The following is a 21591-nucleotide window of genomic DNA, read 5'->3' as shown; positions in this document are numbered from 1 at the left end:
TCGCGCGCATGACGACGATCAATGTCTCTGGTCTCACCGAAGCCGAGGTGGCTCAGCGGGTTTCCGAGGGTAAGAGCAACGATGTCCCGACGCGGGCCGCCCGCAGCGTCTCGGACATCGTTCGCGGCAACGTCTTCACCCGGATCAACGCGATTCTCGGCGTCCTGTTCCTCATCGTGATGTCCACCGGATCGGTGATCAACGGTGCGTTCGGCCTGCTGATCATCGCCAACAGTGCGATCGGCATCATCCAGGAGATCCGCGCCAAGCAGACGTTGGACAAGCTGGCCATCGTCGGGCAGGCCCGGCCCACGGTGCGCCGCGCGTCGGGGCGTCGCGACGTGCTCCCAAGTGAGGTCGTGCTCGACGACATCATCGAACTCGGTCCTGGCGATCAGATCGTGGTGGACGGCGAGGTCATCGAGGAATCCAATCTCGAGGTCGACGAGTCGCTGCTGACCGGTGAGGCGGATCCGATCGCCAAGGATATGGGCGACGCGGTGATGTCGGGCAGTTTCGTGGTGGCCGGCTCGGGTGCCTATCGCGCCACCAAGGTGGGGCGCGAGGCGTATGCCGCCAAGCTCGCCGAGGAGGCCTCGAAGTTCACCCTGGTGAAATCCGAGCTGCGCAACGGCATCAACAAGATTCTGCAGTTCATCACCTACCTGCTGGTGCCGGCCGGCCTGCTCACCATCTACACCCAGCTGTTCACCACCCAGGCCGACTGGCAGGACGCGGTGCTGCGGATGGTGGGCGCCTTGGTGCCGATGGTCCCCGAAGGCCTGGTGCTGATGACCTCGATCGCGTTCGCGGTGGGCGTGGTGCGGCTGGGTCGGCGCCAGTGCCTGGTCAATGAGCTTCCCGCGATCGAGGGTCTGGCCCGGGTTGACGTGGTGTGTGCGGACAAGACCGGAACGCTGACCGAAAACGGCATGCGGGTAAGCGATCTCAAGGCCTGCGACGCAAACCCGACCACCGAGGTCGCCTCCGCGCTGGCGCAGCTCGCCGCCGATGACGCCCGGCCCAACGCCAGCATGGTGGCCATCGCCGAAGCTTTCGCCACGCCACCGGGATGGCAGGCCACCGCGACGGCTCCGTTTAAATCGGCCACCAAGTGGAGCGGCGCGTCCTACGGCGAGCACGGCAACTGGGTGATCGGCGCCCCGGATGTACTGCTGGATCCCGGCTCACCGGTGGCCGAGCAGGCCGAGCAGATCGGCGCCCAGGGCCTGCGGGTGCTGCTGGTGGGTTCTTCCGATCTGTCGGTCGACGCGCCGCAGGCTCCCGGCGCCGTCACGCCGGTTGCGCTGGTGGTGCTGGAGCAGCGCATCCGTCCCGACGCCGGTGACACGCTCGATTACTTTGCTTCCCAGCATGTTTCGGTCAAGGTGATCTCCGGAGACAACGCGGTTTCGGTGGGTGCGGTGGCGGGCAAGCTGGGCCTGCACGGCGAGACGATGGATGCCAGGCAGCTGCCCCACGAACCGGATCAGCTGGCCGAGGCCCTGGATCAGTACACGACGTTCGGCCGGGTGCGCCCGGATCAGAAGCGGGCCATGGTGCATGCCCTGCAGTCGCGCGGTCATACCGTTGCCATGACCGGGGACGGTGTCAACGACGTGCTGGCCCTCAAGGATGCCGATATCGGCGTCGCGATGGGTTCGGGTAGTTCGGCTTCGCGTGCGGTGGCTCAGATCGTGTTGCTGGACAACAAGTTCGCCACGCTGCCCTACGTGGTCGGCGAGGGCCGCCGGGTGATCGGCAACATCGAGCGGGTCTCGAATCTGTTTCTCACCAAGACCGTGTACTCGGTGCTGCTGGCGATCTTGGTGGGGTTCGCCGGATTGTCGTCCAAGTGGTTCGGCACCGATCCGCTGTTGTTCCCGTTCCAACCCATCCACGTCACCATCGCGGCGTGGTTCACCATCGGCATCCCGGCGTTCATCTTGTCGCTGGCGCCGAACACCGAACGGGCCCACTCCGGTTTCGTGCGCCGGGTGATGACGGCGGCACTGCCCTCGGGCCTGGTGGTCGGCACCGCCACGTTCGTCTCCTACCTCGTGGCCTATCAGGGCCGTGCGGCCAGTCCGGTGGAACAGACCCAGGCGTCGACGGCGGCGCTGATCACGCTGTTGGTGTCCTCGCTGTGGGTGCTGTCGGTGGTGGCCCGGCCGTACGAGTGGTGGCGGGTGGCGCTGGTCGCGACGTCGGGACTGGCGTATGTGCTGATCTTCTGTTTGCCGCTGGCTCAACGACTGTTCATGCTGGATCCGTCGAACCTCAAGGTCACCGCGATCGCACTGGGTATCGGCCTGGTCGGGGCCTCGCTGATCGAAGCGCTGTGGTGGGTCCAGGGCCGGGTGCTGGGGGAGAAGCGCCGGTTGTGGAGATAGCTGGCAGCGGGGAGAATGTGCGAGGTTCGGTTGAATACCGAGAAGATGTCGAAACGATAGGGTGGGCTCATGGGATTCCTGGACAAGGCGAAGCAACTGTTGTCGCAGAACGCTGACAAGGTCGAGCAGGCCATCGACAAGGCCGGCGACATCGTCGACGACAAGACGCAGGGCAAGTACAGCCAGCATGTGGACAAGGCGCAGGAAGCGGCCAAGAACGCAATCAACAAGGACGAACCGCAGCAGTAAACTATGGCTAAATTGTCTGTCTCCGTCGATGTTCCGTTGCCGCCGGAGAAGGCGTGGGAGTACGCCTCTGATCTGTCCCGCTACGACGAGTGGCTGAGCATCCACCGCGCCTGGCGGTCGCAGTTGCCCGAGACCCTGGAAAAGGGCACGGTCATCGACTCGATCGTCGAAGTCAAGGGCATGCTGAACCGCGTGAAGTGGACGCTGGTGAACTACAAGCCGCCGCAGTCCCTGACTCTCAACGGTGAGGGGCGGGGTGGGGTAAAGGTCAAGCTGATCGGAAAGATCACGCCGGCTTCGGTGGATGGGGGAGAGGGCGCGAAAGTCTCCTTCGATGTCCACCTCGGTGGGCCGGCGCTGTTCGGGCCGATCGGCATGGTGGTGGCCGCTGCGCTCAAGGGCGATATTCAGCAGTCGCTCAACAAGTTCAAGGCGCTCTACGCGTCGTCGTAGTTTCTCTCGCGAACAGACACAAACCTGCCCTTTCTCAAGCGAAAACAGGCAGGTTTGTGTCTGCTCGCGCGCTATGGGCGGTCGAACTCCAGCGGCAGGCTGGTGGGGCCGCTGAGGCCCAGCAGTGGCTTCCAGGGCACCGGCCCGGCCACCCGGGGGTTTCCGAGCCGTCGAGACAGGATTGTGAGTGCCTCCGCGAGCTCGAGCCGCGCCAGGTTGGCGCCCAGGCAGTAATGCACGCCGCCACCGAAGGTCAGGATCGGCGGCGGGTCCTCGCGGGTGATGTCGAAGCGGGTCGGGTCGTCGTAGACGGACTGATCCCGGTTGGCCGCGTAGGTGTTCACGATGATGAAAGTCCCTGCGGGAAACGTGTACTCGCCGATCTCGGCGTCATCGGCGACGCTGCGCACGGTGCTGCACATCGACGGTGAATGGCGCATGGTCTCTTCGACGGCGCGCATCGCCTGCTCCGGCTGCTCCCGGAGCAGGGCCCATTGGTCGGGGTGGTCGCAGAGCACCTGCATCGAGGCTGCCAGCTGACTGCGGGTGGTGTCGGTTCCGGCGACCAGGATGGAGAACGCCAGCATCCGTAGCTCGGCGGCGTCCAGCCGATCGCCGCCGTCTTCGATCCGGATCAGGTCCGATAACAGATCGTCGGTCAGGTGCCGGCGCCGGCTGGCGATCATGTCATCGATGTAGTCGTCGAACTCGCCCCACGCCTTCAGTACGACCGGCTCCTCCTGGGCGAGGTCGCAGTCGAAGCTGACGATTTTGAAGATGTCCTCGGCCCAGCGGGAGAACTGCTGCCAGTCCTCGCGCGGTGCGCCGAAAAGGGCGCAGATGATCGGAATCGGATACGGCCGCGCGACGTCTGCCACGAACTCGCACCGGCCGGCGTCTTGAATACTGTCGAGCAGTTCGTTGACGACACTGTGGATCGCGTCGTGCATGCGCGCGGTGGCACGTGGCGTGAAAGCCCGGGCGACCAGGCTGCGCAACCGGCGGTGTTCCTCACCTTCCATGTTCAGGATGCTGCGGGTCACCCTGTCCCACAACGGACCCGACGTGATGCCGTGGGCGGACAGGTGAATGCCCTGAGGGATCCCGAACCGCGGATCGCGTAGTACGGCGCGGGCCATCTCGTAGGACAGCACTTCGGGCCCGATCGGACCGAGTGCGATCGGCGCGACTTCCTGAGCCGCCCGGAACTGCGGATAGATCTGCTGCGGGGTGTCGGTGACGGAGTAGTCGAGGGTCGGCAGTCCGGCGTCGAAGACGCTGGGCTTCGTGGTGTCGACAGTCATGGCAATCCCCGCGCTTTCGTCAGACGTTGGTGGAAAGGAACGTCAGCGGCAGACCCAGGACGGACAGGTCGATCTCGTCGAGATAGGACCCCTCGCCGGAGAATTCCTGCTTGAACCGCGTCGCCGACCCGTAGCGCTCGGCCACGGTCTCGGCCGCCGCGGCGTCGGGCACTCGGAGTACCACGGTGTACACACCGTCGCCGTGGCGGTCGAGGAAGTCGTTCACCGACGCCGCCACCGACGCGGTCGAGCCGGGCACCGGGCTGATCAACTCGACGCCACGGTCCCAATCCAGCTGTACGTGCACGCCGAGGTCGGTGAGTTCCGCAGCGTTGAAGGTGAATCCCAGGTCGGTGAACAACTGGACCATGCCGGCTTGCCGGTCCGCGGCGACGGCGAACACGACGTGGTGCAGTGACGATTCTGTGCTCATTTCCGGACCAGGCCGCGGGGCCGGACGAGCCCGAGGTCGAGGTGGTTGAGCCAGCCCGGCGGGGCATCGCAGACGTCCGGGATCGCGTTGATGGCGCCCATGGCCGTCCAGTCGTAGCCGGGATGGGCCATGGTGCCGTCCTTCTGCCTGACACCTTTGAGGGTCAGCTCGGTGGGCGGGTCGCCGTCGATCACGATCTCGTACCGCGTTTCGCCCCAATCCCAGGCCGGTTCAAGCTTTTCGGGGCCCGCGGTCACGTAGATCGCGTGGAAGACGATCAGTGGTTGCCCGCCGACCCACGCGGTCCATTCGTGCCGCTGGGCGGCGACGGTGCCCTTCGCGATCGCGCCCTCGTCGTGCGGGATGTCCTCGGCAGCCGTCGCGATGTCGACCTCGGCGGCGGTCACCTCGTCGATCGTCACGCCGAGGCCGTCGGCGATCATGTGCATCGATTGCGCGAAGAACGGCAGGCCGAGTCCCAGAATCGTTGGCTCGGTGAGGAATGTGTCTTTGTCCTTGCCGAATCCCATCCAGTCGATGTGGTCCATCGGCGCGTCCTTCAAGACGTCGACGACCTCGTACACGTGGATGGTGTCGATCCTGTTCATCACGCGGGCAAGCGTGAGCGGAAGGATGTCGCCGGCATAGCCCGGATGGATGCCGCCGCCGTGGAACGAGGTGCCACCGTCGGCGCAGGCGGCCCGGATCTGTTCGGCGGGCTCGCGGAAATCCGGTGACGGATGGAAGAAGCCGCTTGTGGTCACCACGTTTTTGCCCGAGCGCAGGAGCCGGCAGACGGTGTCGACGTCCATGATGATCGGCGTGTAGAACACGCAGTCGGCGTCGAGCGCCATGATCGCGTCGATGTCGTCGGTGGCGATGACGCCGGTGGGCGCGACACCGACGATCTCACCGGCGTCCTTGCCGACTTTTTCCTTGCTGTGCACCAGAACACCGACCAGTTCGAATACCGGGCTGTCGGCGAAATGCCGGACACCGACCCGACCGACGTCTCCGGTCATCCATTGGATGATGCGATAGGTTCTCTCAGACATTCAGGACACCTCGGGGCAGTAGAAGCGGCAGGTCGTTGTAGGTGGCGATGCCTGCGGGCGCGGCGACGACCGCCGGGATCGCGGTGATTGCGGGCATCGCGGTGATGGTAAGTCCGAGCATGATGAAATCGTCCAGAGTTTCGGCCACAAAGTCCGGTGGGGGTTCGAAGCTCAGCGTGCTCGTGATGGTGGGCCGGCCCTCGACGGTGACGGTGTACCCGAAACTGGTGGGCCAGACCGGTTCCAGCGACTGGCCTTTGGTCCATACTCCACGGATCTCGATCACGTCGCGGTCGCCGACGAATCCCTTCCATCTGACGTCGATACCCGCGACGCAGCCGGCTTTGATGGTCCAGTCGCCGGGCAGCTGGAGTTCTTCGGTGGTCTGGGCGTACTCGGCTTCACAGCGCACGGCGTCGAGCCGCACACCCAGGGCGCCGGCCACCAATTGCACCGCTTCCCGGAAGATGCCGGACCCGTTCTCGGTGATCGCATGCAGATCGGGTTGGTCGATGGGATAGCCGAAGCCCATGGGGATCTCGGTGGCCGGTGAGTTGTAGATGGTGGTGTCGAACGACTCCACGATCGAAATCCGGTCGACGCGGTCCGAGATGCCTGCGGTGACAACGGCGAAGAGTTGGATGAAGCCCGGGTTGATGCCGCTGCCGAAGATGGTCGAGCCGCCCCGCTCGCACGCGTCGACGACGCGTGCACGGCCCTCGCCCAGGCTGTGGCCGTTGATGAACTCGGAGGTGGTGACGACGTTGACACCCGCGCCGAGAATGCGGACCAGGACGTCCACGTCGGCGAACATCGGGTTGTAGACGACGCAGTCCGGCTTCAGCGCGAGCAGCGTGTCGACATCGTCCGTGGCTGTCACACCCAGCGGTTCGATACCGCAGAGTTCGCCGACGTCCTTGCCGACTTTGTCGGGCGCCCAGGCGTAGCACCCGACGAGTTCCAGATCCGAGTTGGCGGCGATGGCATGGACCGACTTGCGGCCGACGTTGCCCGTCGTCCACTGCACGACCCGGTAGGTCATACCGTGGACCGCTCACCAGGTGTGAATACCACGGGCACCGAGCGGAATCCGCGCGTGACGGAGTTGCCATGAAACCGTGCGACTTCGTCTCCTGCGAGCGTGAAGTCGGGCATCCGGGACAACACCCGCTCCAGGCCCACCTGGAACTCCAGGCGGGCCAGGTTGGACCCGAGGCAGCGGTGCACCCCGGCGCCGAAGCCGAGGTGCCGGTTCTCGCGGCGGTCGAGGATGCAGCGGCCCGCGTCGGGGAACTCCTGTTCGTCGCGGTTGGCGGAGGCGTAGTTGACGATCACCGACTCGCCCGGCGAAAAGGTGCAGCCGCTCAGTTCGACTTCTTTGGCGACGGTGCGGGGAATGCCGTGGATCGATCCGGCGAACCGGATGAATTCCTCCACCGCGCGGGCGAGGAGTTCGGGATCGCCGGTGAGGCGGTCGCGCTCGGCCGGATCGGTGGCGAGGTAGTGGTAGGCGAAAGACATTGCGCTGGCGGTTGTCTCGAGTCCGGCCTGGACCAGGAGCATGGCGTTGGATACGACGTCGCCGAATGACAGCTTCTCCCCGTCGATTTCGGCCGAGAGCAGGACGTCGATCATGTCGTCACGGGGCGGCTGGTCCATGCGCACGGTCACGGCGTCGTGCAGGTGCTGATACAGCGCGCCCCAGGCGCTCATCCGGCCCTGCTCGGTCGCGCCGTTGAGTGCGGTGTCGGTGAGCTCGACGCACAGCGGGACGTCGTCGACCGGCATGCCGAGCAGGTACTTGAAGAACACGACGCCGGGTTGGCGCCAGGCGATCTGGGCGAGGTCGCCGGATCCGCTCTCGATGAAATCGTCGATGAGCCGGTCGGTTTCGGCGCCGATCTCGGGCCGCAGTGCCTTCATCCGGCCCGGCGAGAAGTAGGGGTTGAGGACTTTGCGGAATTTCTGCTGCCGCGGCGGGTCGAGGGTGATCACCAGATCACCGGCGAGTTGCTCAGCTCCCTCCGGCGTCGGATTGCTGGAGAAGTGCTCCCAGTCCTGCAGGATCTGGACACACTCCGCGTAGCGCACCGCCACCCACGCACCCGCCGGTGTCGCGCTGAGGAACGGTTTGTCGGTGCGGGCGAACGGTGACTGCTGCCGCATCACCGAGTAGACGTCGTAGAGAAAGTCGTTGTCGTCGAAGTCCTGGTGGCGCAGGTCCCAGTTCTCGGCGTGACGTTCGAGCGATTCCGGCACAGTCGGGCTCCTAGGGGTTCTGCTGCTGTCCTGCGGCTTGACGTGCTTCACGTTCCTGGTGGATCTGGACCAGCTCACGGAACCCGATCCGGTTGTACTTGGGCACCGGCTGGATTCCCCACTCGTCCTTGGCCGTGTCTTTGCCTTCGGCGCCTTCGGGCGGCCCGAACGCCGGGTACGGGACCTTGCATTCGAGTGTGTCGTCGGAATAGCGAACCTTGAGCAGTTCACTGCAGATCTCGGTGAGGCTCAAGGTGGGATACCCGTAGTAGACCGCCATGAACGGCAGCGTGAACGCGCCTTCGATGACGAGGGCGATCAGGCACACCAGGACGGCGCGTTTGATCCACTTGTGCATGCGCGCGTAGTAGGGCGTGGTGCCCGGGGGGAGGTCCTCGGCCTTCTCCTCAGTGGCTTCAGGTGTCGTTGTCACAGTTGCTCCTTAGTCCGAGAAGATTTCGCGGTTCACCGTGTGCAGGTACGGGATCGCGAGGAACGGGGTGATGTAGAAGATGTCGTAGAGCCACCAGCCGACGACCGGGAACACGACGCCTGCGAAGCGCACATCGGCGAACATCGTCATGTTGAACACGTAGAGACACCAGATGAGCACACCCATCCAGCAGGTGATGATCATCCATTGGTGGCCCCAGCGTTTCATCTGCAAGAAGCCGATCGCCGCAGCGCACCGCATGGCGAAGACGGTGAGGATCATGCCGAACACCATGGACTTCTCGCCCGGTCCGGCGGCTCCGCCTACCCACAATTCGTTGTAGTGCCAGAAGTATCCGGCGTCGAACATGGCGCCCCAACCGACCATCAGCACGCGGTTGATGAGGGTGTGGTTGGCGACCAGGTCCAGCGCCCAACCGAGGCTGTTGAGCATGCCGTCGATCAGCACGAGATAGCCGATCAGCGTCACGATCATCGGCCGGACGGAATACCCTGCGCGCAGCGCCTGGCGCTGTAACCACACGCCGCGCATGAAGATGGGTAACCCGATCACCCCGGGCGCCCACATGCCCATCAGGCCCGCGCCGACGATCATCCACTTGTCGGCCCGCCGCTGCGCCAGCCGGGACGCCTCATGGTGCTCTTCGAGGTTGCCGGAACCCTCCAGCGGAACGGTCGGGGTGACCTTGGCGCCCGATTTCCGGTTCAGCAGAGGAATGTTCACAGATCCCACCAGCCTCGGGCGAAGGACATGTACAGCTGGATGAGAAACATGGTCAGCAGATATCCGTAGATGACGATCTGCAACACGATCAGCGCCTTCTTGCGGTTGCGTTCCTTCTGATCCACCATGGCGGCGATTCCTTCCTAGGTACTTGTGCTGTTGACGTCGGCGAGACTGGCCGCAGCCACTTCCCGCAGTCCTTCGGTGATGGCGCCCTCGCTCGACAGCGGGGCGAGCACACATGCCTCGGCTGCTTCGAGTTCCGTTGCGCCGGCCGCGATCAGGTGGCCCGCGGTGACCAGCACCCGGGTGGAGGGCGGTTCGAAGTGGAAGGCCTCGTCAGCGGTCCGGATCGCGGTTGCGCACCGGACCAGCCGCTGCGCGGTGGGCAGTCCGACGCCCGCTTCGGCGACGATCACCTCGGCCTCGCGGTCGGGCGGTAGGTAGTGCATCGGCAGTGTGACGAACCGCTGCCGGAACGACGGCTTGAGCTCCTTGAGTGAGCTGCGATAGGCGGGGTTGTACGAGCACACCAGCATGAAAGTCTCTGGCGCATGGACGACTTCGTCCGCACGGTCCAGGTAGAGCGTGCGCCGGTGGTCGGTGAGCGAGTGCAGGACGGCCAGCGAATCGTGGCGTGCCTCGACGACCTCGTCGAGGTAGCAGATCGCCCCGGCCTTGACCGCTCGCGTGAGGGGCCCATCGGTCCAGACCACGTCGCCGCCCGTCACCATGAACCGGCCGACGAGGTCCGAGCTGGTCAGGTCGTCGTGGCAGCTGATGGTGACGACGGGTCTTTCCAGCAGGGTGCCCATGTGCTCGACGAGGCGGGTTTTCCCGCAGCCTGTCGGGCCGGTGAGCATCACCGGCAACCGCTGCCGGCAGGCCTGCTCGAACAGCTGAACCTCGTTGCGGTTGGCGTAGTACGTATCTGTCATGAGGTGACCAGCTCCCTGTGGACGTGAGCGAGGACGCGGGGAAGTTCTTCGATGCGGCGGATGCGTTGGGACCGTTTGGGTCCGAACACTTCCGGCAGGGGGTCCACGCGGGTGGGCCCGACTCCGACGTAGTACATGGAGACGCCGGCGTCGTTGGCTTCTTCGACAGCGTGGGCGGCATCGGCCCAGGCATAACGGCCTTCGTAGCCTTCGTCGGAGATCAGCCCGTCACCGATGACGATCAGCAACCTGCGCTCCGAGGGCTGTGCGAGCAGGCGGCTGGTCATGTGCCGCAGTGGCGCACCGAGTCTGGTGTAGCCGCCGGTGGACAGGCCCAGGCTGCCGGGCGGGACGAAACGCCGCTCCGCGAAGTCCTTGAGGCAGCTGACTTCCACGCGATGGCGGGTGTTCCCGGTGAACGTGAAGATGCCGTGCCGTTCCCGGGCCGACGTCATCGCGCGCGACAGCGCGTCGGCGCAGGCCAGCTCGAGTTTGAAGATCTTGCCGCCGTGCACCCCGAGCGAGGAGCTGCCGTCCAGCAGCAGCGCGGTGGTGACGTCGCGGCTGGCCGGCAGCAGTTCACGGAACAGGCGCGGTTCGACCGCCTCACCCGTCGTCACGTCGATGTAGTGGTTGACGTACTGGTCGACGTCCAGGTCGGACCCGTCTTCCAGCCGGTTCTTCATCGCCCGATGAGTGTTCTCCTCGAACCACTTCCGGACATCGACGGCGACCGCGCCAGGCTGCCGGTCACGGCCGGTACGCGGTTGTTCGAGAACCGCGACGTGGTTCGGCATGAAGCTCTGCGTCCACGCGTTCCACTCCGGATAGGGGATGCCCGGCCGGTGGTCGGGGGTGATGTCGAGGTCGTTGTCCTGGGGCCGGCTCGGCGGGGGAAGGTTGGAATTGCGGACCCCACCGTCGCCGCCCGCGGGGACGGAGTGCGGGGCCGGTGAACGCTTCTGGTTCGTGGTCCACGGCAGCCGCCCGAACGTGCGGCGCAGCTTGTCGGACAGGCCCTGTGGCAGCGTGTAGGCCCGCGGCAGACTGCCGAGCAGTGGATCGATGGGGAACCGCTGAGAGGTGCGCGCCAGGGCGATGGCCCGGTTCAGCATCTCCTTGGCGTCCATGTCGGCACTGGCGGGTTCCAGGTGCGGCAGTGCCGCGCGGAGATCTGCCAGCAGTCCGGGCCAGTTCGCGGCGACCCAGCCCAACGCGACGCCGGACTCGACGAGCGTGAGTGCGGCCAGCTCACGGGTCGACAGCTCGTTGAGCCGGTAGTCGACGATGCGTTCCTTGGACGGCGAGCATTGCAGTGCCACACCGCATGTCAGCATTCGCCGGGACCAGTCGCGTCGTGGCGGATAGGGCACGTGCACGACGTCGAGCAGAGAACTCAGGCCGAAACCGCGATTCTGACCGCTGACGAGGCGCGCCCCGATACGGCGCTGGTTGCTCAAGGCCACGGCGGTGACGGCGCAACTGCGCTCGGTCGCCATGGCGTGGGCTTCGCTGAGTTCCGGCATCTGCTGCGTCATGCCGTCAGAAGGTGCCGATATTGGAGAACATCCAGTACCAGAACCAGATGATCAGGCCCGTACCGCCCCAGGCGGCCACATAGCGGAGTATCTCCCAAATCCAGCCGGCCACGTCAGTTCTCCTCACAGAAGGGATGGTTCATCGGATCTCCAGTCCTCGCCGCGCGGTGATGACCAGGTTGGCCAGCATGGCGTCGCGGTGTTCGCTGTTGGTGGTGGTGCTCAGCACGCCGTAGATACCCAGTAGGAAGAATGCGGCGCTGTAGAAGGCGTCGACCTCGGGATGCACCTCGCCGTCGCCGCGGGCGCGCTCGATCTCGCCGACGAGCAGCACGATCACCGGATGATCGGTCCATTCGTCTTTGGTGGGACGCGACGGTGAGAAGTGCAGCGCGAGAAGCTCTTTGAACAGTATCGGGCCGAAGCGCTGTTCCAGGCGACCCACTAGGTGGACGAGTTCGGTGAGCGCCGTCGCGAGGTCATGGGCGGCTTCGAGGAAGTGGGCGAATTCGGTTGCCATGCGTGTTTCTTCGCGACTCTCCAGCTCCAGCAGGACGTGCTCCTTGCTGGGGAAGTGGAAGAAGAAGGTTCCGTGCGCCACGCCCGCGGCGCTGACGATGGCGCCGACGTCGGCTCCGGCCATGCCCGAGGCGCGGAACTCGGCTATGGCCGCACCGAGTATCCGCTCCCGCGTCTGCAGCCGGCGCAGCTCTCGCGCCGACTGCTTGACCTGTGGCGTCATGGTCCGCTCTTTCTAGTGCAATTACTGATTGCAGTCAATGAGTGAAGTCATTGACTAGTCGGAGAAGATCTCGCGGTTGACCGAATGCAGGTACGGGATCGCGAGGAACGGGGTGATGTAGAAGATGTCGTAGAGCCACCAGCCGACGACCGGCAGCACGACGCCGGCGAACCGGACATCGGCGAACATCGTCATGTTGAACACGTACAGACACCAGATGACGATCCCCATCCAGCAGGTGATGATCATCCACTGGTGGCCCCATCGCTTCATCTGGAGGAATCCGATGCCCGCGGCGATCCGCATGGTGAAGACGGTGAGGATCATGCCGACTTCCATGGCCTTCTCGCCGGGGCCGGCGGCCCCGCCGAGCCAGAGCTCGTTGTAGTGCCAGAAGTAGCCCGCATCGAACATTGCACCCCAGCCGTTCAACAGAATTCGGGCCAAGATGGTGTGGTTGGCGGCCAGGTCCAGCGCCCACCCGACGGTGTTGATCGCGGCGTCGATGATGACCAGATAACCGATCAGCGTGACCAGCATCGGGCGGACGGACAGCCCGTCGCGCTGCGCCTTGCGTAGCAGCCAGACCCCGCGCAGGAAGAGCGGCAGACCGAAGATGCCGAGCGCCGCGGTGCCGATGAGCAGGCTGCCGGAGATGAGCCATTTGTCGGCCTGCCGTTGCGCCCGCTGCGAGGCTTCCAGGTGTTCGTCCAGCCCGCTCGTTGACGGGCGTGATGTCGTTTCCCGGCTGTCGCCACGGTTCAAATTGAACGTTGGCAAGTTCATGCACGCTGACTATAGTCAACGAACTGGGGTAGTCAATCGGCTACGCACACGCATGGCAGCAGCCGCAACAGGGAGGGATGCCATGGCACTGGAGCAGTTCAGCCTGGACGGCCAGGTCGCGATCGTGACCGGCGCCGGAAAAGGTGTCGGGCAGGGGATTGCGCGAGTGCTGGCCGAGGCCGGTGCCACCATCGTCGGCACGGCCAGAACGGAATCCGACATCGTCGGGACCATCACCGGTATCGAAGAGGCGGGAGGTAAGGGCGTGGCGGTGGTCGCCGACGCGACGAACCGGTCTGACGGTGAACGCGTGGTCGGCACAGCGATGGAGCGGTTCGGTCGCGTCGACATCCTGATCAACAACGTCGGTGGTTCGACCTACGCACGGTTCCTCGACATCACCGACGAGGACTTCAGGCACACGTTCGATTGGTGCGTCACGTCGGCGTTCATCATGAGTCAGCTCGTGGCACCCCACATGATCGATGCCGGCCGCGGATCGATCGTCAACATATCTTCGGGCTCAGCGCGTTTCGGCATTCGTGCGTTGACGGCGTACTGCGTCGCCAAGGGCGGGCTGGAAGCGCTGACGCGGGCCATGGCGCAGGAGCTGGCGCCCAAGATCCGGGTGAACGCGATCGCCCTGGGGTCTTTTGCGACCGAGGGTCTACAAGGGAGCCTTGACTTGTTACCCGGGTCGTTGGAGAAGATGAAAGAGGCGACGCCGTTGCATCGCCTTGGTGACGTGGAGGATCTCGGGAGATTGTGCGTCTACCTGTCCACCCGGGACTGCTACGCGACCAACGCCATCTTCCACGTCGACGGCGGCATCGACTCGAACAACTCGCCACTGCCGATTCCCGACTACTGAGCAAGAACGGAGCGCGCGTGCGCAGAGTGGTTCAATTCTCGACGGGCAATGTCGGTAGGCATTCGCTGGCCGCGATCATCGGCAGGCCCGATCTGTCGTTGGTCGGTGTCCATGCCGCGGGCCCCGAGAAGATCGGCCGCGACGCTGCCGAATTGTGTGGGCGCAGTGCGCCGACAGGCGTGGTCGCCACCGACGACATCGACGCGCTCATCGCGCTCGAGCCCGATTGTGTGGTGTACACGGCATTGGGCGAGACCCGGCCGATGGAGGCCATCGAACAGATGTCCCGGTTCCTGGCGGCCGGCATCAACGTGGTCGGGACATCGATGGTGTGGCTGGTGACACCGCGCCAGGCCGACGACTGGCTGCGGGTGCCACTCGAGAAGGCCTGCACCGCTGGGAATTCCACGCTGTATGTCAACGGCATCGACCCCGGCTACTCGGGAGATACCGCGGTGTATGCCGCGCTCAGCCTGGTCACTCGGGCCGAGTCGGTGACGGTCAAGGAGATCTTCGACTACGGCAATTACGATGACTACGAATACACCGGCACCGCCATGGGTTTCGGCACCACGCCTGACGACGACCTGCCGATGGCGTTCCAGCCCGGGGTGGTCACCTCGATGTTCGGCGGCCTGGTGCGCAACCTCGCCGACCGGCTCGGGGTGGAACTCGACGAGGTCGGCCAGCGATTCGAGCCGTGGTACAGCCCCGAGCGCATCGAGTGCACGATGATGACCGTCGAGCCAGGGCAACTCGCCGGAGTGCGGTTCGCCGCCGAAGGCGTGCGCGGCGGCGTCCCGGTCATCACGATCGAGCACACCACACGGCTGACCCCGGCGGCCGCGCCGGATTGGGAGTATCCGCCGGAAGGTCAGTCCGGGGTGCACAAGGTGATCGTGGAGGGCGAGCCGCGCATCGAGGTGAGCACTGAGCTGTCCCATCCGGTGCTCGACGTGACCGACGCCGGGTGCGTCTCCACGGCCGCCCGGGTGGTCAACGCGATCGACTGGGTATGCCGCGCACCATCGGGGTTGGTTGCGGCCGAGGACATCCCGCCGACCGAGCTGATCCGCGGCCTGATGTGGTGAGGACTTTCTCCGCCGGCGCAATCAAACCAGGCGCGCGCGCAGTTCGCGCTTGAGCACCTTGCCGTAGCTGTTCTTGGGTAGGGCGTCGATGAACTCGTAGCGCTTGGGTCGCTTGAACCGGGCGATCCGTTCCAGCAGATGCGCGTCGAGCGCAGCGGCGTCGACGCTGTTCGTTTCGGAGCACACCACGAACGCGACCACCACCTCGCCCCAATCGGCGTCCGGCGCGCCGACGACGCCGGCCTCGACCACATCGGGATGTTCCAGCAGAGCCTCTTCCACCTCGCGCGGATAGATGTTGCTGCCCCCGCTGATCACCACGTCCTTGGACCGGTCACGCAGGGTGAGATAGCCACGGGCATCGAAGGAACCCATGTCGCCGGTGTGCAGCCAGCCGCCTTTGAGCGTGGCGGTGGTGGCGGCCGGGTTGTTCCAGTAGCCGGACATGACGACGTCGCCGCGGCAGACGATCTCACCGATCACGTCCATGGCTGCGGGCTCGCCCGTCTCGGTCAGCACGGCGACCTCCACGCCGGAGCGCGGATAGCCCACCGAGCCGAGGATCGCGTCGTCGGCTGTGTCGATGGCTACGACGTGATCTGCCCGGCGCAGCCCCGTGATCGTCATCGGTGCCTCGCCCTGCCCATAGAGCTGCACGAAAATCGGCCCGTAGGCGGCCAGCGCCTTTTTGAGGCTGTCGACGTACATCGGCCCGCCCCCGTAGACCACGGTTTTCAGGTTCTCCGGGCGGGGCCTGCCGGTCTGGATCAGGCGCTGCACCATGGTCGGCGCCAGAAATGCGCTGCTGCCCGGATGATGGCCGCACAGGTCCAGGAACTCGTCGGGTTCGAACGCGGCAGATTCGGGCACTACCTGACGGGCACCGCGTAGCACGTACGGCGGGATGTAAAGGCCCGAACCATGCGACATCGGGGCGCCGTGGATCAGGCTGCAGTTCTCGTCCGGATCGTCGAAATCGGCCAGGTGCGCCACTGTCATCGCCATCAGATTGCGGTGGGACAGCATGGCGCCCTTGGACTTTCCGGTGGTACCGCTGGTGTAGAACAGCCACGCCAGGGTATCCGGATCGGTCGCCGGCGGGGTCGCCGGCTCGGCGTTGAACAGGTCCGAGTAGGACTGGCTACCAATCGTTTCGACGGGGGCCTCGATGCCGGCAGACAAGCCGTCGGTGATCTTGGCCGAGGCAAACACCTGCGCCGCACCGGAATCCGCCACGATGTCGGCCATCTCGCGGGGATGCAGCTTGTAGTTGATCGGCACGAATACGCATTCAGCCGCCCAGATGGCGAACATCAGCTCGACGATCTCGGGCCGGTTCTCGCTCGCGACGGCGATGCGGGTGCCGCGATCGCCGAGGGTCTTCAGCGTGGTGGCCAGCCGTAGCACGCGATCACGTAACTGTGCCCACGTCAGTAATTGACGTTCGCCGAGGAAAACCGCGCCGCTGTCGCCGAATCTCGCCGCGGCCTGATCGAGTACGGCGAAGACATTCATTGGGCGGTCCACTTTGCGTTCAGCGCGAAATCGGACAGGTACTTCGTCGAGCTCCAACCGCCGTCGACGACGATGGTCTGTCCGTTGATGAAGCTGCCGCCCTCGGAGCACAGGAATGCCACGGTGGACGCGATGTCCTCGACCCGGCCCAGTCGGGTGTGCGGGGTCATCTCGGTCTGCATCTTGCGGAAGCCAGGGTCGTCGAGGCGCTTTTCGACCATCGGCGTGACGGTGACGCCCGGGGCGACCGCGTTGCAGCGGATGCCCTGGGCGCCGTACTGGCAGGCGATGTGAGTGGTCAGCGCCGTCAACCCGCCCTTGGCCGCCGAGTAGGCCCCGCCGCGCAATCCGCCGACGACCGCGAATGTCGAGGTGATGTTGATGATTGCCGAACCGGGCGCCATGTGCGGTATCACGTCGCGGGCCAACCGAAATGGTGCGCGCAGCATGATCCCGAGGAAGTAGTCCAGGGTTGCGTCATCGGTCTCGTGCAGGGGCTTGGGGCTGCCCACACCGGCATTGTTGATGAGAAAGTCGATGCGGCCCCAGCGGGTCAGCGCAGCCTCGACGATGCGTTGTGGGGCATCGTCGGCGGTGAGGTCGACGGACAGCGTGGCGATCAGGTCCGGATCGCGGACAGCCTTGGCCAGTTCGCCGAGCCGCTCCTCATCGCGTCCGGTGCCGAGCACGGCTATTCCGGCCTCGGCAAGCGTGGTGGCACAGCCGAACCCGATGCCGCTGCTGGCTCCGGTGACGATCGCAACCTGCATTGTGGTCAACCCTTCAGCGTCGCTCGAATGTGGTGCTTGAGCACCTTGCCCGCATCGTTCTTCGGCAGGGCATCCCAGACCTCCACCCGCTCGGGCGATTTGAACCGGGCCAGCCCGTGCTCGGCCAGCACCCGGCCCACGTCGGCCACGCCGGGGTGCCGGCCATCGGCCGTCACCAGTACGGCGCAGGCCCGTTCCCCGGTACGTTCATCGGGCAGACCGACCACGGCCGCCTCGACGATGCCGAGTTGACCGACCAGGATGTCTTCGACTTCCTTGGGTGAGATGTTCTCACCGTTGCGGATGATGAGGTCTTTGGCCCGTCCCGTCACCTGCAGGTATTCGCCGTCCACCCAGTGGCCGAGGTCCCCGGTGCGGAAAAAGCCGTCCTCGTCGAAGGATTCGATCTCGTCCTCGGAGTGCAGATAACCCTGCAGCATCTGTGGACCGCGGGCCCGGATCTCGCCGGAGACGAGCCGCACCTCGGCGATCCCGGGCCGGCCGTCGGTCTCGGCGGCGTACTCGACCGCGCCCGGGTCCAGTGAGCCGACGGTGGTGACCGGAACCTCGGTGGAGCCGTACACGCGGCTGACGACAGCCCGGTCGAAGTAGTCAGACGCCCGCCGGATGAGCGATGGCGGTACCGACGCGCCACCACAGATGAACACCTTGAGAGCAGGCAGTCGGGTGCCGGCCCGTTCGGCGGCAACGAGCAGTTGTTCCAGAAACGGTGTCGCCCCGGCCATGTGGGTACACCCGTGTTCGGACATCAGTGCCACGCCGCCGTCGGCGTTCCAGCGCTGCATCAGCACCGCCGTGCTGCCCAGCAGCAGCGGGCATTCGAAGGCGTAGATCGAGCCGCCGATGTGCGCGATGGGGGAGGGCACCAGGAAGGTGTCACCGGGGTCGATCATCCAGTGTTCGCCCAACTGGCGGATCAGAGCGTTGATCGAGTTGTGGCTGTGCAGTACGCCTTTGGGGCGCCCGGTGGTGCCGGAGGTGTACATGATCATCCGGATGTCGTCCGGGTCGAGCGTCGGGAGATCCCGATCCGGCACATCGTGCAGGGCGGTGAATGCCCGGTGTGGTCCCGGATCGCCCCGCAGCACCATGACTTCCGGAGGTGCGTCCAGCTGTGTGCAGACCCGGGTGAGCATTGCCGCGTAGTCGTGGTTGCCGAACTGGGCGGGGATGAAGATTGCTCGGCTGCGTGCGTCATCCAGGATGAAGCACAGTTCCCGGTCCCGCAGTGAGGGCAGGATCGGGTTGACCACCATGCCGGCCAGCGTGGCGCCCAGATAGATGATCGCGGCCTCGTGCCAGTTGGGCAGCATGAAGGAGACCACGCTGCCCTGGGGCATCCACCCGGTCAGTTGCAGGGCCAGAGCCTGTGCCCGGGTGTGTAATTCGTGGGCGGTCAGCGTGATGTCCGCGTCGATCACCAGAACCCGACCGGGGCTGTCACGCGCCGCGTCGGCGAGCGCGTCGGCCAGGGTGGTGGACACCCACAGCCCGCGGGCGTAGGCGTCGGCCGCGCGGGCTTGGTCTCTGTGGCCCACAGCGTTCCTTCGCACCGCGCCTCAGCCCTTGACCCGGCGCATCGTCATAGCATGCCGGAACCGGTCCGAGGGGTGGGTGTTGACGGTGACCTGGGCGACCTCCCCGTCGGAGGTGGTGTACGTCCGTTGCATCTGCAGGGCCGCCGAACCGGGGGCGACCTTGAGGGCGGCGGCGAGTTCATCGGTCGCTGAGATCGCTGAAATTACCTGGTGCACTTCGATGATGCTGACCCCGAACAGATCCTCGATCAGTGGGAAGATCGGCCCGGAGTGCCGTTGCAGCAGCCGGCCGACCCCGGCGAAGCCGCGGTTGATGTAGTACTCGGTACGGCATACCGGTGCCGCACCGTCGTCGGCCTGGCGGTAGCCCCGCACAGCCAGCCACTGCTCGCCGAGGGGGAGCCCGGTGCGCTCGGCCAACTCGCCGTCGATCGTGACCATGGCGTTGGACTCGATGGTGAACTGGGCGCCGGTGGCGAACGCCAGCAGGTCATTGATCGAGACCACGTCCTGGGCATAGGTATTCGCTGCGGCCCGGGGCGCCACGGTGGTTCCGGCCCGTGGTCGCGAGGTGACCAGGTTGTCGTCGCGCAACCGCCGCAGTGCTTCGCGTACGGTGTAGCGGCTGACCTCGAAGCGCTCGCAGAGCTCGTGTTCGGTGGGCAGTTGTGAGCCCACCGGGTAGACCCCGTCGACGATCTCCTTGCGCAGGGTGCGTGCCACCTGAAGGTATCGGTGGTCGGCCGGTGTGACTGTCATGTTCTTGTTCAGTCCCGGCGCAGCGCCAGCACGCTGCCGTCGCCGTCACCTGAGATGTAGAGCGTCCCATCGGCTCCCGCGGTGATCCCGGCAAACGGGCCCTGCGGGCCGGAGAACGGCGGCATGCCCTTCAGGGGTTTTGGCGTTACCCCCGGTGGCGGCCCGACCGGCAGCCCGGCGGCGATGACGGTGCGGGCAGCGTTGTCCAGGTCGTACTCGACAACCTCTTTGGCGCCGGAGTCGACGATGTACAGCGCACCGTCGCGCACCAGAATGCCGTGCGGTGTGTGCAATCCATCGACGAGTGGCCTGACCTCGCCACCATTCACGCTCACGACGGCGCCGGCCACCGACACCAGCGGCGCACCATCGGGTCCGATCGCGACCCCGACAGGAGTGTCGAGTCCCGAGGCCAGGACCGTGACGGATCCGTCGCGTACCGAAAGCAGCCGTCCCGCGCCCTGTTCGACCACCAACACCGAGCCGTCGGGGGCCGGCGTCACGCCGTAGGGCTGGTCGATACCGCCGGCGAGTACCTCGCTGACCTCCTCCTGGGCGCCTTCGGGGCGGAAACGAGCCACGGTGTCGGCGGCGGTGGTGACGATGAATTCGCCTGGACCCGAGGCGGTCACGCCGCGGAGGAACCCTGGGTAGCCGGGTGAGAACAGCATGGCGACGGTCTGCAGTGCCCCGTCTGGGCCGACCCGGTAGAAGTAGGTGCCGTCGGCGATGTACAACGAGCCGTCGGTGCCCACGGTCAGATCCAGCGGCCAGTTCAACCCGCCAGGAAGCAGTGCTTTGGCGCCGCTGGACGAGATCTCGGTGATCTCACCGGTGAAGTTGGAGACGAACAACCGGTCCCCGACGAAGGTGCAGTTGTCCAGGCCGGGGTTCAACTGCGCCAGCAGTGTCTGCTCGCCGTTGCGCGGGTCGATGCGCAGCACCTGGCCGCTGGCAACCTGGGTGGAGACGATCTGGCCGTCGGCGTCGAACTTGACCGAGTCCGGAACCCCGAGCCCGCCTGCCACCACCTGGGGCTCACCTCCATCAGGGTCCAACCGCCAGATCTCGTTGGCGCCCATCACGGGGAAATAGAGCAGCCCGTCGGGGCCGACCTCCATGGCGTTGGGCGAGGGCACGTCCTCCAGCAGGATGCGCGGGGTGCCACCGGCCAGGTCGAACTCCATGAGCCGGCCGCCCTCGCGGCACTCGCCGACGAGCAACCGTCCCTGGTGGAACGTGATGCCGTTGGCCGACGGGATGTTGTCGCGCAGCACACGGGTACGACCTCCGGCCTCGCGCACGCTGACCCGGCCGTCCATCACCTCGGTGGCATAAAGGTTGCCGTCGGCATCGAACGCGACGTCGTCGGGAGCGATGATGTCGCCGCCCTTGGCGCTGACGGTTTCCAATCGCCCGGTCGCCGGGTCGAGGGCGCTGATCTGACTGCCGGTCACCTGGGCGATGTAGATCCGTCCGTCGGCGCCGGTGCGCAGGCCGTTCGCGCCGAAAAGCCTGCTGGGTGCGGTGACCTGCTCCAGCGTCCAATTCCCGGCGACCGTGGGGTTTGCGGTGTACCTGGCATCAGATACCGATAGCGCGCTCATGACCTCGGACGTTAGCAACTCCACGTAGTCCAGACAATAGCGTTCCATATGTTCATATCGGCCCTTGACGGTGCATAAGTGCTGGGGAATAG

22 protein-coding genes are annotated in these 21591 nt (G+C 65.6%); 5 read left to right on the top strand and 17 right to left on the bottom strand.

The annotated features are described in order from the left end of the window. Positions 1-8 precede the first annotated feature (8 nt). From ACZY08_RS23200 to ACZY08_RS23190, 3 genes are all read left to right on the top strand, one after another. A complete protein-coding gene (locus ACZY08_RS23200; protein ID WP_463747179.1) occupies positions 9-2393 on the top strand; it encodes a cation-translocating P-type ATPase in 2385 nt (794 codons plus the stop codon). A gap of 69 nt (positions 2394-2462) precedes the next feature. Further along, entirely contained in the window at positions 2463-2642 is a 180-nt protein-coding gene (locus tag ACZY08_RS23195; protein WP_029110248.1) for an antitoxin, read from the top strand. A gap of 3 nt (positions 2643-2645) precedes the next feature. After that, positions 2646-3095 carry a type II toxin-antitoxin system Rv0910 family toxin gene (locus ACZY08_RS23190; protein WP_463747180.1) on the top strand — a complete coding sequence of 150 codons (450 nt, stop codon included), beginning with the start codon at positions 2646-2648 and terminating at the stop codon, positions 3093-3095. Positions 3096-3166: 71 nt separating this feature from the next. Here the strand turns inward: ACZY08_RS23190 and ACZY08_RS23185 are convergent, their stop codons facing one another. The 12 genes from ACZY08_RS23185 to ACZY08_RS23130 all read right to left on the bottom strand — a co-directional run bounded on the left by ACZY08_RS23185 (position 3167) and on the right by ACZY08_RS23130 (position 13327). After that, the gene (locus tag ACZY08_RS23185; protein ID WP_463747181.1) at positions 3167-4399 is read right to left on the bottom strand and encodes a cytochrome P450; all 1233 of its coding nucleotides are present in this window, start codon (positions 4397-4399) and stop codon (positions 3167-3169) included. Between the two features lie 19 nt (positions 4400-4418). Further along, positions 4419-4832, bottom strand: a complete 414-nt coding sequence (locus ACZY08_RS23180; protein ID WP_463747182.1) for a hypothetical protein — start codon at positions 4830-4832, stop codon at positions 4419-4421. Continuing rightward, a complete protein-coding gene (locus ACZY08_RS23175) occupies positions 4829-5887 on the bottom strand; it encodes an NAD(P)H-dependent amine dehydrogenase family protein (RefSeq protein ID WP_463747183.1) in 1059 nt (352 codons plus the stop codon). Before ACZY08_RS23175 ends, ACZY08_RS23180 begins: the two co-directional genes overlap by 4 nt. Further along, a complete protein-coding gene (locus ACZY08_RS23170) occupies positions 5880-6929 on the bottom strand; it encodes an NAD(P)H-dependent amine dehydrogenase family protein (RefSeq protein ID WP_463747184.1) in 1050 nt (349 codons plus the stop codon). Before ACZY08_RS23170 ends, ACZY08_RS23175 begins: the two co-directional genes overlap by 8 nt. Next, entirely contained in the window at positions 6926-8146 is a 1221-nt protein-coding gene (locus ACZY08_RS23165; protein WP_463747185.1) for a cytochrome P450, read from the bottom strand. Before ACZY08_RS23165 ends, ACZY08_RS23170 begins: the two co-directional genes overlap by 4 nt. A gap of 10 nt (positions 8147-8156) precedes the next feature. Then, positions 8157-8579, bottom strand: a complete 423-nt coding sequence (locus ACZY08_RS23160; RefSeq protein WP_463747186.1) for a hypothetical protein — start codon at positions 8577-8579, stop codon at positions 8157-8159. 9 nt (positions 8580-8588) lie between these two features. Then, complete coding sequence (locus tag ACZY08_RS23155) at positions 8589-9323, bottom strand: hypothetical protein (protein WP_463747187.1); 735 nt, start codon at positions 9321-9323, stop codon at positions 8589-8591. Further along, positions 9320-9451, bottom strand: coding sequence for a hypothetical protein (locus tag ACZY08_RS23150; RefSeq protein ID WP_463747188.1), 132 nt, complete (start codon positions 9449-9451; stop codon positions 9320-9322). Before ACZY08_RS23150 ends, ACZY08_RS23155 begins: the two co-directional genes overlap by 4 nt. 15 nt (positions 9452-9466) lie before the next feature. After that, positions 9467-10261 carry an AAA family ATPase gene (locus ACZY08_RS23145; RefSeq protein WP_463747189.1) on the bottom strand — a complete coding sequence of 265 codons (795 nt, stop codon included), beginning with the start codon at positions 10259-10261 and terminating at the stop codon, positions 9467-9469. Further along, positions 10258-11787, bottom strand: coding sequence for a nitric oxide reductase activation protein NorD (locus ACZY08_RS23140; protein ID WP_463747244.1), 1530 nt, complete (start codon positions 11785-11787; stop codon positions 10258-10260). Before ACZY08_RS23140 ends, ACZY08_RS23145 begins: the two co-directional genes overlap by 4 nt. A 151-nt stretch (positions 11788-11938) precedes the next feature. Continuing rightward, on the bottom strand, positions 11939-12541 hold the full coding sequence (locus ACZY08_RS23135) for a TetR/AcrR family transcriptional regulator (RefSeq protein WP_029110234.1): 603 nt from the start codon (positions 12539-12541) through the stop codon (positions 11939-11941). Between the two features lie 54 nt (positions 12542-12595). Beyond that, a complete protein-coding gene (locus tag ACZY08_RS23130) occupies positions 12596-13327 on the bottom strand; it encodes a hypothetical protein (protein ID WP_463747190.1) in 732 nt (243 codons plus the stop codon). Positions 13328-13409: 82 nt separating this feature from the next. Here ACZY08_RS23130 and ACZY08_RS23125 point away from each other — a divergent pair, with 82 nt between their 5' ends. Both ACZY08_RS23125 and ACZY08_RS23120 read left to right on the top strand, forming a co-directional pair. Continuing rightward, positions 13410-14198: an SDR family NAD(P)-dependent oxidoreductase gene (locus ACZY08_RS23125; protein ID WP_463747191.1), complete on the top strand. Its 789-nt coding sequence runs from the start codon at positions 13410-13412 to the stop codon at positions 14196-14198. A 17-nt stretch (positions 14199-14215) separates the two neighbouring features. Beyond that, positions 14216-15289 carry an NAD(P)H-dependent amine dehydrogenase family protein gene (locus tag ACZY08_RS23120; protein WP_463747192.1) on the top strand — a complete coding sequence of 358 codons (1074 nt, stop codon included), beginning with the start codon at positions 14216-14218 and terminating at the stop codon, positions 15287-15289. 21 nt (positions 15290-15310) lie between these two features. Here the strand turns inward: ACZY08_RS23120 and ACZY08_RS23115 are convergent, their stop codons facing one another. From ACZY08_RS23115 to ACZY08_RS23095, 5 genes are read right to left on the bottom strand one after another with little or no spacing between them, the layout of a single operon-like run. Next, a complete protein-coding gene (locus tag ACZY08_RS23115; protein ID WP_463747193.1) occupies positions 15311-16804 on the bottom strand; it encodes an acyl-CoA synthetase in 1494 nt (497 codons plus the stop codon). After that, entirely contained in the window at positions 16801-17574 is a 774-nt protein-coding gene (locus ACZY08_RS23110; RefSeq protein WP_463747194.1) for an SDR family NAD(P)-dependent oxidoreductase, read from the bottom strand. The genes ACZY08_RS23115 and ACZY08_RS23110 overlap by 4 nt, the downstream gene beginning before the upstream one ends. A gap of 5 nt (positions 17575-17579) precedes the next feature. Continuing rightward, entirely contained in the window at positions 17580-19133 is a 1554-nt protein-coding gene (locus tag ACZY08_RS23105; protein ID WP_463747195.1) for an AMP-binding protein, read from the bottom strand. Positions 19134-19154: 21 nt separating this feature from the next. Beyond that, the gene (locus ACZY08_RS23100; RefSeq protein WP_463747196.1) at positions 19155-19892 is read right to left on the bottom strand and encodes a GntR family transcriptional regulator; all 738 of its coding nucleotides are present in this window, start codon (positions 19890-19892) and stop codon (positions 19155-19157) included. An 8-nt stretch (positions 19893-19900) separates the two neighbouring features. Beyond that, positions 19901-21499: an SMP-30/gluconolactonase/LRE family protein gene (locus ACZY08_RS23095; RefSeq protein ID WP_463747197.1), complete on the bottom strand. Its 1599-nt coding sequence runs from the start codon at positions 21497-21499 to the stop codon at positions 19901-19903. Positions 21500-21591 lie beyond the last annotated feature (92 nt).

The sequence above is a fragment of the Mycobacterium sp. IDUB_9 genome (assembly GCF_055419505.1).
The sequence above is the reverse complement of the archived record's forward strand: the minus strand, read 5'-3'. Positions and strand labels throughout refer to the sequence as shown.